The organism is Mesorhizobium sp. M0938 (genome assembly GCF_040319125.1).
Taxonomy (GTDB): domain Bacteria; phylum Pseudomonadota; class Alphaproteobacteria; order Rhizobiales; family Rhizobiaceae; genus Mesorhizobium; species Mesorhizobium robiniae.
The window spans coordinates 61,043-75,546 of the sequence record NZ_JAMYNS010000019.1 but is presented as its reverse complement, the minus strand read 5'-3'; the positions used below and the strand labels follow the sequence as shown (position 1 = coordinate 75,546).

The 14,504-nt window shown below is 62.3% G+C and carries 16 protein-coding genes and 1 pseudogene; 4 read left to right on the top strand and 13 right to left on the bottom strand.

Features of this window, described 5'->3' with window-relative positions; translation table 11 throughout:
* Positions 1–138: 138 nt before the first annotated feature.
* The gene (locus NKH73_RS26910) at positions 139–1,146 is read right to left on the bottom strand and encodes an iron ABC transporter substrate-binding protein (RefSeq protein WP_352937444.1); all 1,008 of its coding nucleotides are present in this window, start codon (positions 1,144–1,146) and stop codon (positions 139–141) included.
* A gap of 208 nt (positions 1,147–1,354) precedes the next feature.
* On the opposite strand from NKH73_RS26910, the gene NKH73_RS26905 reads away from it, so the two are divergent.
* The 3 genes from NKH73_RS26905 (at position 1,355) to NKH73_RS26895 (ending at position 3,455) form a co-directional block, all read left to right on the top strand.
* Positions 1,355–1,924, top strand: coding sequence for a sigma-70 family RNA polymerase sigma factor (locus tag NKH73_RS26905; RefSeq protein WP_352937443.1), 570 nt, complete (start codon positions 1,355–1,357; stop codon positions 1,922–1,924).
* 1 nt (position 1,925) lies between these two features.
* On the top strand, positions 1,926–2,564 hold the full coding sequence (locus NKH73_RS26900) for an NrsF family protein (protein WP_352937441.1): 639 nt from the start codon (positions 1,926–1,928) through the stop codon (positions 2,562–2,564).
* A 366-nt stretch (positions 2,565–2,930) separates the two neighbouring features.
* Positions 2,931–3,455 (top strand): YHS domain-containing (seleno)protein, encoded by a 525-nt coding sequence (locus tag NKH73_RS26895; RefSeq protein ID WP_352937439.1) that lies wholly within the window; start codon positions 2,931–2,933, stop codon positions 3,453–3,455.
* Here NKH73_RS26895 and NKH73_RS26890 read toward each other — a convergent pair.
* The 10 genes and pseudogenes from NKH73_RS26890 to NKH73_RS26850 all read right to left on the bottom strand — a co-directional run bounded on the left by NKH73_RS26890 (position 3,452) and on the right by NKH73_RS26850 (position 11,546).
* Positions 3,452–4,798, bottom strand: a complete 1,347-nt coding sequence (locus NKH73_RS26890; RefSeq protein ID WP_352937521.1) for a tetratricopeptide repeat protein — start codon at positions 4,796–4,798, stop codon at positions 3,452–3,454. The genes NKH73_RS26895 and NKH73_RS26890 overlap by 4 nt on opposite strands.
* Before the next feature lie 141 nt (positions 4,799–4,939).
* Positions 4,940–5,293, bottom strand: a pseudogene (locus NKH73_RS26885) (adenylate/guanylate cyclase domain-containing protein); the annotation flags it as partial.
* A gap of 136 nt (positions 5,294–5,429) precedes the next feature.
* Positions 5,430–5,588, bottom strand: a complete 159-nt coding sequence (locus tag NKH73_RS32615) for a hypothetical protein (RefSeq protein WP_502893929.1) — start codon at positions 5,586–5,588, stop codon at positions 5,430–5,432.
* Between the two features lie 392 nt (positions 5,589–5,980).
* On the bottom strand, positions 5,981–6,859 hold the full coding sequence (locus NKH73_RS26880) for a 3-hydroxybutyryl-CoA dehydrogenase (protein ID WP_095485986.1): 879 nt from the start codon (positions 6,857–6,859) through the stop codon (positions 5,981–5,983).
* Positions 6,860–6,976: 117 nt separating this feature from the next.
* Positions 6,977–7,906 (bottom strand): electron transfer flavoprotein subunit alpha/FixB family protein, encoded by a 930-nt coding sequence (locus NKH73_RS26875; RefSeq protein ID WP_352937438.1) that lies wholly within the window; start codon positions 7,904–7,906, stop codon positions 6,977–6,979.
* A 156-nt stretch (positions 7,907–8,062) separates the two neighbouring features.
* Positions 8,063–8,812, bottom strand: a complete 750-nt coding sequence (locus tag NKH73_RS26870) for an electron transfer flavoprotein subunit beta/FixA family protein (RefSeq protein WP_023797241.1) — start codon at positions 8,810–8,812, stop codon at positions 8,063–8,065.
* Positions 8,813–9,025: 213 nt separating this feature from the next.
* Positions 9,026–9,829, bottom strand: a complete 804-nt coding sequence (locus tag NKH73_RS26865; RefSeq protein ID WP_352937437.1) for a rhomboid family intramembrane serine protease — start codon at positions 9,827–9,829, stop codon at positions 9,026–9,028.
* Positions 9,830–9,853: 24 nt separating this feature from the next.
* Entirely contained in the window at positions 9,854–10,435 is a 582-nt protein-coding gene (locus NKH73_RS26860) for a cob(I)yrinic acid a,c-diamide adenosyltransferase (RefSeq protein ID WP_352937435.1), read from the bottom strand.
* Positions 10,436–10,464: 29 nt separating this feature from the next.
* On the bottom strand, positions 10,465–10,656 hold the full coding sequence (locus tag NKH73_RS26855; RefSeq protein ID WP_352937433.1) for a twin transmembrane helix small protein: 192 nt from the start codon (positions 10,654–10,656) through the stop codon (positions 10,465–10,467).
* A 23-nt stretch (positions 10,657–10,679) separates the two neighbouring features.
* The gene (locus tag NKH73_RS26850) at positions 10,680–11,546 is read right to left on the bottom strand and encodes an SDR family oxidoreductase (RefSeq protein WP_352937432.1); all 867 of its coding nucleotides are present in this window, start codon (positions 11,544–11,546) and stop codon (positions 10,680–10,682) included.
* A gap of 57 nt (positions 11,547–11,603) precedes the next feature.
* Here NKH73_RS26850 and NKH73_RS26845 point away from each other — a divergent pair, with 57 nt between their 5' ends.
* Complete coding sequence (locus NKH73_RS26845) at positions 11,604–12,455, top strand: YihY/virulence factor BrkB family protein (protein WP_352937430.1); 852 nt, start codon at positions 11,604–11,606, stop codon at positions 12,453–12,455.
* 69 nt (positions 12,456–12,524) lie between these two features.
* Here NKH73_RS26845 and NKH73_RS26840 read toward each other — a convergent pair whose 3' ends face one another.
* Together NKH73_RS26840 and gluQRS are read right to left on the bottom strand one after the other, a co-directional pair.
* A complete protein-coding gene (locus NKH73_RS26840) occupies positions 12,525–13,400 on the bottom strand; it encodes a DMT family transporter (RefSeq protein WP_352937428.1) in 876 nt (291 codons plus the stop codon).
* A gap of 142 nt (positions 13,401–13,542) precedes the next feature.
* A complete protein-coding gene (gene gluQRS, locus NKH73_RS26835) occupies positions 13,543–14,418 on the bottom strand; it encodes a tRNA glutamyl-Q(34) synthetase GluQRS (protein ID WP_352937426.1) in 876 nt (291 codons plus the stop codon).
* Positions 14,419–14,504 lie beyond the last annotated feature (86 nt).

The window sequence follows — 14,504 nt, the reverse complement described above, 5'->3', positions numbered from 1 at the left end:
CGATCGAAGGGCCGCAAACGCGGCTAAAAACGCAGTCTGTCGTCATGGACGAATGCCATCTCGAAAAACAGAGCGCTCCTGCGGAAAGCGAATTCCCCGCAGGAGCGCAGTCGGTTGTCCTTTTAGGACGAACGCCGACTAAAGCAAGCCGGCTGCCGTCATCAGATCGGTCACCTTCTTGGAGTTCAGCGTCGTCGCATCGACCTTCGGGGCCTGCAGTTCGGCCAGCGGCACCAGCGCCGGATTTGACTCCACGCCCTTGCCGACCGCGTATTCGAAGGAGTTGCCGGTCTTGAGCACCTCCTGGCCACCCTTGCCGGTCACCCATTTCAGGAAGGCCTGAGCTTCCTTCGGGTGCTTGCTGGAAGCCAGCACGCCACCGCCAGAAACCGAGACGAACGCGCCCGGATCCTGGTTCTTGAAATAGTGGAGGCCGACGTTCTTGCTGTTCTCGCCGGTCTTGGCCTGGTCGCCGTAGTAGTAATAGTGATAGATCACGCCGCCTTCGATCTCGCCGGCATTGACCGCCTTCATCACCGTGCTGTTGCCTTTATAGGCGGTGAAGTTCTCCTTCATCGCCTTCAGCCAGTCGGCTGCTGCGGCCTCACCCTTGAGCTGCACAAGCGCGCTGACGATCGCCTGGAAATCGGCGCCGGAGGGCGAAGCGGCCCAGCGTCCCTTCCAGCTCGGATCGGCGAGATCGAGCAGCGACTTGGGCAACTGCTCGGCGGTCAGCTTGGTCTTGTTGTAGGCAAAGACGGTGCTGCGCGCGGCGATGCCCACCCATTTGCCGCTGGCCGGCTGATACTCTTGCGGAACCTGCGCCTGCGTGTCGGCATCGACCGGCGCGAACAGGCCTGCGGACTCGACCAACACCATGGCGGGTGAGTTTTCCGTCAGGAAGACATCGGCCGGCGAGGCAGCGCCTTCGGCAACGATCTGGTTGGAGAAATCGCTGTCGCCGCCGTGGCGAACGGTGACCTTGATGCCGGTTTCCTTAGTGAAGCCTTCCACCCAGGCATCGGTCAGGCTCTCGTGCTGGGCATTGTAGACGACGATGCCGCCGTCCTGGGCCATCGCCGGGCTGGCGATCAGGCTGATTGCAAGTGCTGTGGCACCGGCAAGGGCGGAAAGAGCATATTTCATGGGCGTCATCCCTCTCGATCGTGATGGTCGTTGATTTAGCACGGCTGCACCTATCAATTCCTGATCGGTATAGTCAACATTGATAAGCTGCGTAATCGGGCGGCCGGAGGTGAAACCTTCGTGATGTTCCCTAGTTTGGCTTGGACATTATTTCGCCGGCCACGTAACAGATCGGCGCGGAGGCGCGAATATCGGGGAGTGAACTCTTGTGAACGGCAAGGACGAGGCCGAGCTTTCCCGGCTGATGCGGGCCGCGATCGCGGGAGATGAAAAGGCTTACGCCGACTTTCTGCGCCGGACGGCCGCTCTGGTTCGAGGGTTTATCAGACGCAAGATCGTTCAGGGCGGGATCGATCCCGAGGACGTCGTGCAGGAAACATTGCTGGCCATTCATGTGAAACGGCATACCTGGCGCCAGGATCTGGCTGTGCTGCCCTGGGTCTACGCCATAGCGCGCTTCAAGCTGATCGACGCCTTCAGGCGGCGCGGCCGGCGCATCGAGATCGAGATCGACGACATCGCCGAAACCTTCGCGGAGCCGGAGACCGAGACGGTCAGCGAGCGCGACATCAATCGGGCCCTGGACGGGCTGCCGCCGGCGCAGCGTTCCGTGGTCTCGTCGGTGTCGGTCGAAGGCCGTTCCATCGGCGAGACGGCAGCGAAGTTCGGCATCAGCGAGACGGCGGTGCGCGTGTCGCTGCATCGCGGGCTTGCCGCCATCGCCAAACGGTTCGGGGCCAAACAATTCGAGCGGGCCAAACAGTTCAGGCGGAAATGACATGAGGACCGACGATCTCATCAAGGCGCTCGACGCCGATACCCGCAGCACCGCGATGCCGCTCGGCTCGGCCTGGTGGCTGGCCGCCGGTGCGGCTACCGTGATCGCGGCGGTGGTTTTCTGGCTGACGATCGGCCCACGCACCGACATCGCGACCGCCATGCATACGATGCGCTTCCTCGCCAAGTTCGTCTTCACCACGGCTCTGGCCGTCAGCGCGTTCGCCTTGATCCGCGCCCTGTCCACACCCGGTGCATCGACGAGCAAGGCGGCGGCCTGGATGATTGCGGCACCGCTGCTGGTGGTCGTTGCGGTGGTTCTGGAACTTCTTTCCGTGCCTGCGGCCGACTGGGGCGCGCGGCTGGTCGGCCGCAACATGGTCATCTGCCTGGCCTCCATTCCGTTGATCGGTATCGGTCCGCTTGTCGTCTTCATCGCGGTGCTGCGCTATGGCGCGCCGACGCGGCCGGTGCTTGCGGGAACGGTGGCGGGCCTGCTCGCCGGTGGGCTGGCGGCAACCTTCTATGCCGCACATTGCATCGACGACTCGCCGCTTTTCGTCGCCACCTGGTACACGATGGCGATTGCCATCCTCACCGGACTTGGCGCGCTCGGCGGGCGGCTTTTCGTGCGCTGGTAGCGACGGCCCGCGAGCCGAGACCGTGATGCTCTAAGGTCAAAACTCATTCATTCTGAATGACCTGGTTCGACCCGTTGCGGAAGTCCGTTCGCCCGTGCCGAATTCACGCCCTGACCCGAAGGCGACACCCACACGTCAGATTCTGAATGGCAGCCCTGCGCCGATCTCGGCTGTTGAGGGCGGCTTTGCCACCGCCTGGAAGCGGACGACCCTTCTGGAGGTCGCCGCCGCGGACTTAGCAGACGAAGAATGGAGGCCAGCGCCCCTGCAATGGGCGCCGGCCTCACCATACTCGAACTCCGAAAATCTCCGAAACGTGTTGCGGCCGAGCGCTACAAGAGCGATAATTAGTGCCCGAACGGAATGATGCAGACGGCTTCGCTTGCCGCGGGGCTGGTAGCGGCCCGTGACGGTCAAATCAGGGAATTCGCCATGCACAATGTCTCTCGGCGAAATGCCATTCGCCTCGTTCTGGCGGTCACAGCCGCCCTGTTCGCGACCTCGATGCCCTCTTTTGCCACGGAAGCGGTTCCGCTGGCGATCAAGGGTTATGACCCGGTCGCCTATTTCACCCTCGGAAGCCCCACGCGCGGGCTGCCGGAGATCGAGTACGAATGGGATGAGCACCGCTACCTCTTCGCGAACGCCGAGCATCGCGAGCTTTTCAAGGTCGATCCTGTTCGCTATGCGCCAGAGTTCGGAAATTTTTGTGCAATGGCGCTGGCCCTGGGCGAGCTCGACGAGGCCAACCCGGAGAACTGGCTGATCAGCGACGGAAAGCTTTATATTTTCGGCAAACCGGCCCCGATGGGACCCGCCCTCTTCCAGCAGGACCTTGCTGCGAACATCGCGAAGGCCAACCAGAACCGCGCGCTACTTCAAGGACATTAGCGGTTCATTCTCTCGGCCGGTGGCAGGTCGCCTGTGACGGGGTAGAGGCGGGCCTTGCGGAATCCGTCGCGCAGATGTTCGAGATCGCCAGAGCTTAGAAGCTTGGTTCCGAACTCCTGCGGGTCGAAGGTTGGGTCGATGCGGCGTATCATCGTCACGACACGCGCAGCGTCCTCCGCTCTACCGTCTTGTGCATAGGCGGCCGCCAGCAGGATACGGCTGAAGTTCGCGCCTGCGGTTGTTCGAAGACTAAGTTCCGCCTGTTCGATCGCCGCGTCGTAACGCCGTTTCAGATAGTAGGCCAGGCTCAGCGCAAAGCGATCGATCGCATTGAGATCGGGGTCGATACGCTGCGCCTGCTCCAAGGCCTCGATCGCCGCATCCGTCTGTCCCAGCCACAACAGGATGGTGCCGCGCCCGGCGAGGCCGTGAGCATCGTTCGGATTGATCGCAATGGCGCGCTCGATCTCAACCTCTGCCTGGTTGTATCTCTGACGAAAGAGGTGGATGTGGCCGAGAGTGATGCGCGCGCGCACGTCGGAATCATCAAGGCTCAGCGCCTTGACTGCCAGTTCCTCGGCACGGCTCAGGAAGGCGGTTGGCGATTCCGCCCAGCCCATCGAGCTGGCAATGTGATAGGTTTCGGCAAGTGCCGCATATGCAGCAGCGTAGTTCGGGTCAAGCTCGATGGCGCGTCTGAGCAGGGCGCGCGCCTCCACATTGTTTGCATGCGTCGGGCTCTGCAGTGCCGGCCTGGCGCGCAGCACGTAATCATAGGCTGCGAGATTTTCGGTTGGCTTCGCGAACACCCGATTTTGTTCGATCTGGGTCACGCGAATCGCCAGGACTCTGACGATGCGAGTGACAATTTTGTCCTGCAGCGCGAACACGTCCGCCAGCGCCTCCTCGAAGCGTGCAGACCAAATCACCCGTCCCTGCCTTGTGTCGACGAGTTGCGCGATGACCCGCACGCGGTCGCCGGTCTGGCGGACGCTGCCTTCGACCAGATAGCTCACGGCGAGACCGCGGCCGATCTCCTCCGGGCTTGCGGGCTTTCCCTTGTAGGGGAAGACAGCGTTCCACGACATCACGGTCAGCGCGGAGAACCGACCCAGTGCGTTGATGATATCCTGCGTCAATCCATCCGCGAAATACTGACGAGCCGAATCGTCGCTCTGGTTCAGGAACGGGAGAATGGCGATCGCGGGTTTCGTGCTGAGTTCAGCACTTTTTGTGAATTGATCGCCAGAGCGCAGAATGCTGAGAAATTTCCACTCAGAAGCAAGACCGGCCCACAGCGCGCCTACAATAAGCAAAATCATCAGAGCCAGAGCGGCGAACAATCCCCGGCGCCAGCCGGCGTGCGCCGGAGCGGCCGTGGCGTCGAGCCGCACGCGAAAGGCGCGCACCGGCCGAGCGATGTTCTTGAGCTTCTGTTCGCCGAGATCCTCAAAGGCGATGTCGAGCTTGCCTTGCACGTCTTCCTGCACGCGGCCCGAGACGCAGATGCCGCCAGGCTCCGCGAGCCCCTCCAGGCGAGCCGCCACGTTGACGCCATCCCCGAAAATGTCGTCATCCTCGATGATGATGTCGCCGACATTGATGCCGACGCGGAACTCGATACGTTGTCCTGCCGGCACCGCGACATTGCGTTCCGCCATGCCGCGCTGGATCTCGACGGCACAGCGCACGGCCTCGACCACACTCGCGAACTCGACAAGCATCCCATCGCCGGTGGTCTTGACAATCCGCCCGCGGTGTTCGTTGATCTTTCGGTCGACCAGAGCACGCCGATGCGCCTTCAACTGGGCGAGCGTACCTTCCTCGTCGTTGCCCATCAGCCGGCTGTAGCTGGAGATGTCGGCCGCTAGAATGGCCGTAAGTCGCCGCTCTACATGCTCGGTTGACAATCCGACTCTCCCCGTGCGCTTCGGCCACCTTTTTCCGATAGCTCTGGGCTAAGCACTACGGAATCTAGGGCTCCGTAGTGCTTAGGGAGCCCCTAACCGAAGGCGAGCGTCGCGCCCACCGCTGGGGCGGTGGAACCGCGAACGCTATGACCTGCTCGGCCACACCCTCACCGATCTTTTGGGCCGCAACCACATCGGAGCGAAAATGGACCCCGGCCCACATGCGCGCGTCGGCCGCCTGCTTGTCCGTCACGCTCCATCAGCGCGGAGTAGCCCACCACATCGGCAGCAAGAATGGCAGCAAGCTTGCGATCCTCGACGGCGTTCTTTAAGACCACCTATGCCCGAGGAATGCACTGTAGCAGAAGTCGGAGGCATTGTATCGCCGCAAGGCCCTTTGCTGTGCATGCACCGGAAGGTCTGGAATGGGCCAGGCCACGACATCGGGCCTTGCAGGTTGCATGTCCGCTATCGTTATCCCTGCAACGCAAGCCGACCGACCGCTTTCGGCCCCGATGCGGTCTTCGATCCGCGGCCACGAAGCTGTCGACAGAACAGCCGCATGGTGTTCACTCAGGGCGACCGCGCGCGATGTCGGTTGGCTCGTATCGCCGGTCAGCGCGTCGGAACGGGATGCTCGCCGCGATAATCGTAAAAGCCGCGCCCGGTCTTGCGGCCGAGCCAGCCGGCCTCGACATATTTCACCAGCAGCGGGCAGGGGCGGTATTTCGAATCCGACAGGCCGTCATGCAGCACCTGCATGATCGACAGGCAGGTGTCGAGGCCGATGAAGTCGGCAAGCTGCAGCGGTCCCATCGGATGGTTGGCGCCGAGCCTCATGGCGGTGTCGATCGCGTCGACCGAGCCGACCCCCTCATAGAGCGTATAGATCGCCTCGTTGATCATCGGCAGCAGGATGCGATTGACGATGAAGGCCGGGAAATCCTCCGAGACGGTGATCGTCTTGTCGAGATGGTTCACATAGGCCTTCGCCGCCTCGAAGGTCTGGTCCTCGGTGGCGATGCCGCGCACCAGTTCGACCAGCTTCATCAGTGGAACCGGATTCATGAAATGGATGCCGATAAAACGTTCCGGCCTGTCGGTCTGCGCGGCAAGGCGTGTGATCGAGATCGATGAGGTGTTCGTCGCCAGGATGGCTTCGGGATTGAGCTGCGGGCAGAGCTGGGCATAGATCTTGCGTTTGACCGTCTCGTCCTCGGTCGCTGCTTCGATCACCAGATCGGCACCCGCGAGGTCGGCCATGGTGGGCGCTGCCGAAATGCGCGCCATTGCGTCGTTACGCAGTTTTTCCTCGAGCTTGCCGGAACCGACCTGGCGGGCCATGTTGCCGCTGATCGTGGCGATGCCCTTTTCGATGCGGTCGGGTGAGATGTCGTAGACCAGTACCTTATAGCCGGCAAGCGCCGACACATGGGCGATGCCGCCGCCCATCTGGCCCGCGCCGATGATGCCGATCGTCTCGATCTTGCTCATTACACCGATCCCGTCAAAAGGCCTTTGCGGCCTGCTTTTTGTGCGGTGCAAACTAAAAGGGCGGGGCGACTTCGTCTACCCCACCCTTCACAATTTAATACGCTTTGGCAGAATGCGTCAAAGCGCCTTTTGCAGTTCCGGCAGAATGACGAAGAGGTCGCCGACGAGGCCGTAGTCGGCAACCTGGAAGATCGGCGCTTCCTCGTCCTTGTTGATGGCGACGATGACCTTCGAATCCTTCATGCCAGCAAGATGCTGGATGGCGCCGGAGATGCCGACGGCGATGTAGAGATCGGGGGCGACCACCTTGCCGGTCTGGCCGACCTGCCAATCGTTCGGCGCGTAGCCGGCATCGACGGCGGCGCGAGAAGCACCGACGGCGGCGCCGAGCTTGTCGGCGACCGGCAGGATGACTTCCTGGAATTTCTCCGAAGAGCCCAGCGCGCGACCGCCCGAGATGATGATCTTGGCCGAAGTCAGCTCCGGTCGGTCGGTTTCGGAAAGTCTGTTCTCGACGAAGCTCGACAGCGCGGGATTGGCAGCTGCCTGAACCGTCTCGACCGGGGCGGAACCACCTTCGGGTGCTGCCTGGAAGGAGGCGGTGCGCACGGTGATGACCTTCTTGGCATCGCCCGACTGCACCGTCTGGATGGCGTTGCCGGCATAGATCGGCCGCTTGAATGTGTCTGATGACACCACTTCGATGATCTCGGACACCTGCGCGACATCGAGCAGGGCTGCCACGCGCGGCGCGACATTCTTGCCCGACGAGGTTGCCGGCGCGATGATCGTGTCATAGGCGCCTGCCAGCGACACGACGAGTGCGGCCAGCGGTTCGGCGAGACGCTCGGTGAGCTCGTCAGCTTCGGCCAGCAGCACCTTGCTCACGCCCTTGAGCTTGGCGGCGGCGTCCGCTGCCGGCTTGGCGCCCTTGCCGGCAACCAGCACATGCACGTCCGAGCCGATCTGCAGTGCCGCCGACAGCGCCTTGGCGGTCTGGTCGGAAAGCGTCGCATTGTCGTGTTCGGCAATCAGAAGAATAGCCATTGATGGTTTCCTGACTTTCGTCTTCGAGGCACCTGAAATCCGGTCAGGCCGAGTCGAAAACGGTTGGTTTCGAGAACCGGAGCGGAGCGTACTTCAGTACGTGAGCACCGGAAGCGGAGAAACCGGCCGTTTGCAGGCCGGCCTCATCGGATTTCCTTACAGAACGCCGGCTTCGTTTTTTAGCTTATCGACCAGTTCGGCGACGCTCTTGACCTTGACACCCGCCTTGCGGCCGCCCGGCTCCTCGGTCTTGATGACCTTGAGGCGCGGCTTGACGTCGGCGCCGTAGTCGGCGGGGCTCTTCTCGTCGAGCGGCTTCTTCTTGGCTTTCATGATGTTGGGCAGCGAGGCATAGCGCGGCTGGTTGAGGCGAAGATCCGCGGTGACGATCGCCGGCATCTTCAGCTCCACCGTCTGCAGGCCACCATCGACCTCGCGCGTCACCTTGGCCTTGTCGCCGTCGATAACGACCTTGGAAGCAAAAGTGCCCTGGGCCCAGCCCAGAAGTGCGGCCAGCATCTGGCCGGTCTGGTTGGAATCGTCGTCGATCGCTTGCTTGCCGAGAATGACGAGACCGGGCTTTTCCGCCTCGACCACGCCCTTGAGCACCTTGGCGACACCCAGCGGCTCGGTCTGTTCGTCGGTCTTGACCAGGATGGCGCGGTCGGCGCCCATGGCGAGTGCGGTGCGCAAGGTTTCCTGCGCCTGCTGCGGGCCGATCGAGACAACGATGATCTCCTCGGCTTTGCCGGCCTCCTTCAGCCGGATCGCCTCTTCGACCGCGATCTCGTCGAACGGGTTCATCGCCATCTTGACGTTGGCGAGTTCCACCGCCGAACCGTCAGCTTTCACACGAACCTTCACATTCGCATCCACAACCCGCTTCACGGGCACAAGGATCTTCATTTGCCTGTCACCTCTTTCACGATAGCAACCTCTTCCAAGATAAATTGAGCGCGCTATAGCAGCGCGCGCCCCTTCAGAGTTGTCGAAAGCCGACATTCCGGACGGAATTCTGGTCTCCGACCGCCTAGTGTGGGAAAGCTTCCGTAGTTGCGGCGACCCCGCACGTCAATATCTGGGCAGCGCCCAAATCGTCCGCGGCGCACTCAAATCGGTTCAGTCCGGATTGGAGGCGCTTCCCCGTCCCCAGCGCGGCGCCGGCTGCGCAGGCTGCGGGTCGTTTGGCGCCGGGTCTGCGGCAACAGGCACCTCGCCGGCCACCACCAATGCCTCTTCATCAGCGCCGGCAAGCAGTGGTACGGCGCGGTTGCGCAAGATGAGCACCAGCACGGCACCGGCGATGATGCCGCCGACATGACAGGCCCAGGACACCTGATCCTCGCCACCTGCGGCGAACATCACGATCTGAAACAGGATCCACAGGATGAGCGGGATGAAGGCCGGGATGCGCAGCGGGATGCGGGCGAAGGCCAGAACCCATACTTTCACGCGGGGATAGAGGATCAAATAGGCGGCGACCACGCCGGCAATGGCGCCGGAGGCGCCGATCAGCGGAACCTGCGAATCCCACGCGATCAGGCCCTGGAAGAAGGCGCCGGCGATGGCGCAGAGCAGGTAGAAGACGAGAAAGCGGATGTGGCCAAGCGCGTCTTCCACATTGTCGCCGAACACCCAGAGGAACAGCATGTTGCCGCCAAGGTGGAAAATATCGGCGTGCAGGAAGGAATAGGTGACGTAGCTCAAGCTCTCGGGGATGACGACAAACTGCGGCGCCAGTTCGACGCTGTCGTGTACGACGGACGGAATGTAGCCGAGGCCCAGCACCGCGGCGTTCGCGAAATTTTCGCCGGCAAGCGCGGTGACGAGGTAGATGAGCGTATTGAGCGCGATCAGACCGATCGTGACATATTGCAGCCTGATGTGCCGCAGCTTGTTGGTGTCGTAGAGCGGGACAAACATCGGACCCCTCCCGCCTCGGCGGATTCAGCGGTTCTTGCCGGGAACCCATAGCACGTCGGCGTTTCCATTGTCATTGACCGCGCGTGCGGCAACAAACAGAAAGTCCGATACGCGATTGACGTATCTTATCGCCTCGCGGTTGACAGGCTCGCCTGGGTCTTGCGTCAAAGCCACCATGATGCGCTCGGCCCGCCGTGCCACGGTGCGGGCGAGGTGAAGGGCAGCCGCCGCCGGCGTGCCGCCATTGAGCACGAAGGATTTGAGCGGCTGCAGGTCCTTGTTAAGCAGGTCGATGTCTTTTTCGACCCGCTCGGTCTGCGAGGCAATGATGCGCAGCGGTTCGTAGTCGAGCGGCTTGCCGTCGTCCGGCACCGCCAGATCGGCGCCGAGATCGAAAAGATCGTTCTGGATGCGGCCGAGCATCGCGTCGATCACCGGATGTGTGACCGCGGTGTGGATGCGGGCCATGCCGATGCAGGCGTTGGCTTCGTCGATCGTGCCATAGGCGTCGATGCGCAGATCGGATTTCAGCCGACGTTCGCCGGTGCCGAGGCCGGTGGTGCCGTGGTCGCCGGTGCGGGTGTAGATCTTGTTGAGCTTGACCACGCTCTGCCTCCCGAAATCGCAGGTCGCCTTTATTTGCGGGTGAACCAGACGGCCAGCATGATCAGCACCAATGCCACGAACTGCAGCAGCACGCGCGTCTGCATCAGCTTGTTCGAGGTCATGCCGGAGCCGCCGCGCATCATGTTGATGAGGCCGCGGATCAGCACGATCACCACGGCGACCATGACCAGGACAGCGAGGACGTTGAAGACGGTTGCCATAGTGTGTTTCCAGTCGATTGCGTTCAGGCGCGTTTGGCAAGCAGGCGGTAGAGCATCGCTGCCGGCAGGATGCGTTTGAGGATCACGCCGATCCTGGCCGGCACCGTTACCACATAATGCGGTCGCGGGCGCCGCGACAGAAGCGCATGGCGCAAGGCCGCATGAACCACCTCCGGTCCCGGCTTCAGCCGTGATGTGCTGCCGCCGGCTCGCAGGCGCTGCAACTGCGCCTCGTAGGCGAGGCGGTGGACGGAATTCTCATGGTCGATATTCCTGAGAAACCACACAAGGCCGTTACTGGCGATCTTCGATGTCACCGGCCCCGGCTCGATCAGCGAGACATGGATGCCGCTGCCCTGGAGTTCCTGACGCATGCACAGCATCAACCCTTCGATCGCGTGCTTGGATGCCGAATAGGCGCCGCGAAAGCGCAGCGGCGCCAGGCCGAGGATCGAGGAGCAGTGGACGAGACGACCGCCGCCCTGGCGGCGCATAACCGGCACGACACGACGGGTGAGGTCATGCCAGCCGAAGACATTAGCCTCGAATTGCTCCCTGAGTGCTGCGACCGGCAGGTCCTCTACGGCGCCGGGCTGTGCGTAGGCGCCGTTGTTGAATAGGGCATCGAGCTGTCCGCCCGTGCGCTCCAGCACCGACGCTACCAGCGTCTCGATCGATCCCGCCTCGCGGTAGTCCAGAAAGAAGGCTTCGATGCCATCGGCTTCGAGGGCCGCTATATCCGCAGGCTGGCGCGCCGTCGCGAAGACCCGCCAGCCTTCCGCCTTCAGCGCCCGGGCGCAATAGGCGCCTATCCCGGAAGAGGCACCGGTGACGATGATGGTGCGCAACTCTTCTCCGGGAGGAGCCGCGGTTTGACCTAGGCTTGCCATTTGCTGCAATCCCTTCCCATATTCGCGGCGTCGAGACAATCGAAGGGAACGCGGTTCTTGTTGCGGAAGATCGTAGCCCTCAAACGCGTGCTCTATGATGCGCTCGGCCATTTCAACGCAGACGATGGCTGGGCAATGGCCAGTCACTTGGCGATCACGGCGCTGATGGCACTTTTCCCCTTTCTGATTTTCGCCACGACGCTCGCCAGCTTCTTCGGTGCACAGGCTTTTGCCGACACGGCCGTGCATATCGTCTTCGATACCTGGCCCGAGCAGATCGCCAAGCCGATCGCGCGCGAAGTGCTCAATGTGCTTACCGTGCGGCGCACCGACCTGTTGACTTATGGCGTGCTGCTCGCCGCCTTCTTTGCCTCGAACGGCATCGAGGCGCTGCGCACCTCGCTCAACCGCGCCTACCGCGTCTCCGAAACGCGCGGCATCATCTACCGCCGGGTGCAGAGCATCGTCTTCGTGCTGATTGCCACGGCGGGTTTTCTGATGATCAGCGTGCTTCTGGTCTTCGCGCCCTTACTGGCGCGGCTGGCGGAGGCCAATTTCGAATGGATAAAGCCCTATATGGGAACGATCACTCTGTGGCGTTACACCATTGCCTCCGCCGTCATCGTCGGTGGGCTGTTCGCGGTGCATTACTGGCTGCCGGCGGGCAAGCGCCGCTTCGTCTCGATCATACCGGGCATTATCTTCACGCTGATTGCCTGGCTCATTGGGTCGACCATCTTCGCCGCCTATCTCGACCGTTTCTCGTCGTATGTGACGACCTATGCCGGTCTTGCTTCGATCATGGTCGCGGTCGTCTTCCTCTATATGGTCTCGGCGATCTTCATCCTCGGCGGTGAGCTCAATGCCGCGATCAGCCGCTATCTGGAGGCACGCGCCCGCGTTGGCTGATTCTTAGTGAGCTTGATCTTCTCCGAAAACCGGTTCCCACTTTTTGCTACGCTGACCTTCGGTTCGGGATCATGCTTTGGCCGGCTGAGCGGTTGCCAGCCCGACGCCGAGCGTCGCGATCGCCATGCCGACGATCTGGACCAGGTTCAACTGCTCGCCGAACAATATCCAGGCGATGACCGCGGTGACGGCCGGAACCAGATAGAACAGCGAAGCGACTTTTGACATCTCGCCGTCGCGGATCATCACCATCAACAGGAAGATGGCGCCGATCGACAGCACCAGCACCAGCCACGCCATGGCAAAGATCAGCTCGCCGTTGACGATGACCGTTCGCGTCTCGAAAGCGAGCGAGGCCAAGACCATGACCGAGGCGCCGCCGACATATTGCCATTTGGTGGCCGCGACGAGATCGCCGCCGGAGGCGAAGCGCTTCTGCCAGATCGTGCCGGCGCTCATGCCAAGCACCGAGACAAGCGAGGCGGCAAGCGTCTCAGTCGTCACGCCGCCGCCGAGCGTTCCGAGCTTCGGCCAAAGCACGATAACCACGCCGGCAAGTCCGACAGCGAGTCCCGCCCAATGCCGCGGCAGGATGGCTTCGCCGAGAAACCTGCCGGCGAGTACCGCCGTGATCAGCGGCTGCAACCCGACGATCAGGGCCGAAAGCCCGGCCGGCATGCCCCTGTGAATGGCCCAGAACACGCCGCCGAGATAGACGCCATGCATCAGGATGCCGGCGCCTGTGGCGTGAAGCGCCTCGGCGCGGGTGGCTCTCCTCGAGCCGAGAACGATCATCAGAACGGCCAGCAGGATCGCCGCCAGAACGAAGCGTGCGGCGAGAAAGGTGAAGGGTTCCGCCCATGGCATGGCGTATCGCGCACCGATAAAGCCGGTCGCCCACAGGACGACGAAGGAGGCGGGGATGAACCGCTTGATGCTGTGCATTTTCCGGAGGCTGCCATGTGGTCGGTGAGGGTTGACTGTCGCGATTGCTGTAAAGTGGTTCAACCTGGCAAGCAAAACCAAACGGTTGATCCATACGTCACGCGAATTGAATGCGTGGCGGATCGGCATGTCGCTTCGTGGGTCAGAGCTCGACCAATTTTCTGACATCGGCCGGTGATGCGCCTGCTTCGCGCAACGCTGCGAGGCCGGTATCCCCCAAACTTTTCGACAACTTTCGTCCGTCCGGACCGAGGACGAGACGGTGGTGGAAATAGCTTGGTTGCGGCAGGCCGAGGATCTCCTGGAGCAGCCGCTGCACGCCGGTGGCGGAATAGAGGTCCTGGCCGCGCACCACATGGTTGATGCCTTGCAGCGCGTCGTCGACGACGACGGCGAGATGATAGCTGGTCGGGATTTCACGGCGCGCCACGATCACGTCGCCCCAGTCCTGCGGCCGGGCGTCTACCGTATGTGTCGCGGAAAGCCTCTCATCCGAAAATTCCATCCATGCCAGGTTCTTGCAGACGCGCGCCACCGCAGCGCCGACATCCAGCCGCCAGGCGAAGGGTGCATTCTCCGCAATCCGGCGCCTGCGTTCCCTGGTCGGCAACGCCTTGTCGACGGCGGGATAGAGCGGCACGCCGTCCGGATCGCGCGGCCAGTCGCGCCCGCGCTTTTCGCTGTCGGCAATGAAGGCTCTGATATCACCACGACTCATGAAGGCCGGGTAGACGAGCTCTTCCCTGATCAGCCGATCGAGCGCCGCCCGGTAGTCGGCGAAATGCTCGGACTGACGGCGCACCGGTTCTTCCCAGCCAAGCCCGAGCCATTTCAGATCGCGAAAAATGCCGGCCTCGAATTCCGGCGTGCAGCGCGTCGTGTCGATATCCTCGATGCGCAGCAACAGGCGCCCGCCCGTTGCCCTCGCCAATTTCTGATTGAGCAGCACCGAATAGGCGTGGCCGAGATGCAGTTCGCCATTCGGGCTCGGCGCGAAGCGGAATGTCAGCAGTGTCATCTCTCAGGTGGCAATCGGATTGTCAGGCGCTTTCGCCAATTGCTACTTTGCGCTGGCTAGCAATTGCCATTTTGCGCTGGGAACAA

Bases quoted from the DNA above. Each gene is read 5' to 3' on its own strand.
- NKH73_RS26910 (WP_352937444.1), bottom strand. From the start codon at position 1,146: ATGAAATATGCTCTTTCCGCCCTTGCCGGTGCCACAGCACTTGCAATC.
- NKH73_RS26900 (WP_352937441.1), top strand. From the start codon at position 1,926: ATGAGGACCGACGATCTCATCAAGGCGCTCGACGCCGATACCCGCAGC.
- NKH73_RS26895 (WP_352937439.1), top strand. From the start codon at position 2,931: ATGCAGACGGCTTCGCTTGCCGCGGGGCTGGTAGCGGCCCGTGACGGT.
- NKH73_RS32615 (WP_502893929.1), bottom strand. From the start codon at position 5,588: ATGTGGGCCGGGGTCCATTTTCGCTCCGATGTGGTTGCGGCCCAAAAG.
- NKH73_RS26880 (WP_095485986.1), bottom strand. From the start codon at position 6,859: ATGAGCAAGATCGAGACGATCGGCATCATCGGCGCGGGCCAGATGGGC.
- NKH73_RS26875 (WP_352937438.1), bottom strand. From the start codon at position 7,906: ATGGCTATTCTTCTGATTGCCGAACACGACAATGCGACGCTTTCCGAC.
- NKH73_RS26870 (WP_023797241.1), bottom strand. From the start codon at position 8,812: ATGAAGATCCTTGTGCCCGTGAAGCGGGTTGTGGATGCGAATGTGAAG.
- NKH73_RS26865 (WP_352937437.1), bottom strand. From the start codon at position 9,829: ATGTTTGTCCCGCTCTACGACACCAACAAGCTGCGGCACATCAGGCTG.
- NKH73_RS26855 (WP_352937433.1), bottom strand. From the start codon at position 10,656: ATGGCAACCGTCTTCAACGTCCTCGCTGTCCTGGTCATGGTCGCCGTG.
- NKH73_RS26850 (WP_352937432.1), bottom strand. From the start codon at position 11,546: ATGGCAAGCCTAGGTCAAACCGCGGCTCCTCCCGGAGAAGAGTTGCGC.
- NKH73_RS26840 (WP_352937428.1), bottom strand. From the start codon at position 13,400: ATGCACAGCATCAAGCGGTTCATCCCCGCCTCCTTCGTCGTCCTGTGG.
- gluQRS (WP_352937426.1), bottom strand. From the start codon at position 14,418: ATGACACTGCTGACATTCCGCTTCGCGCCGAGCCCGAATGGCGAACTG.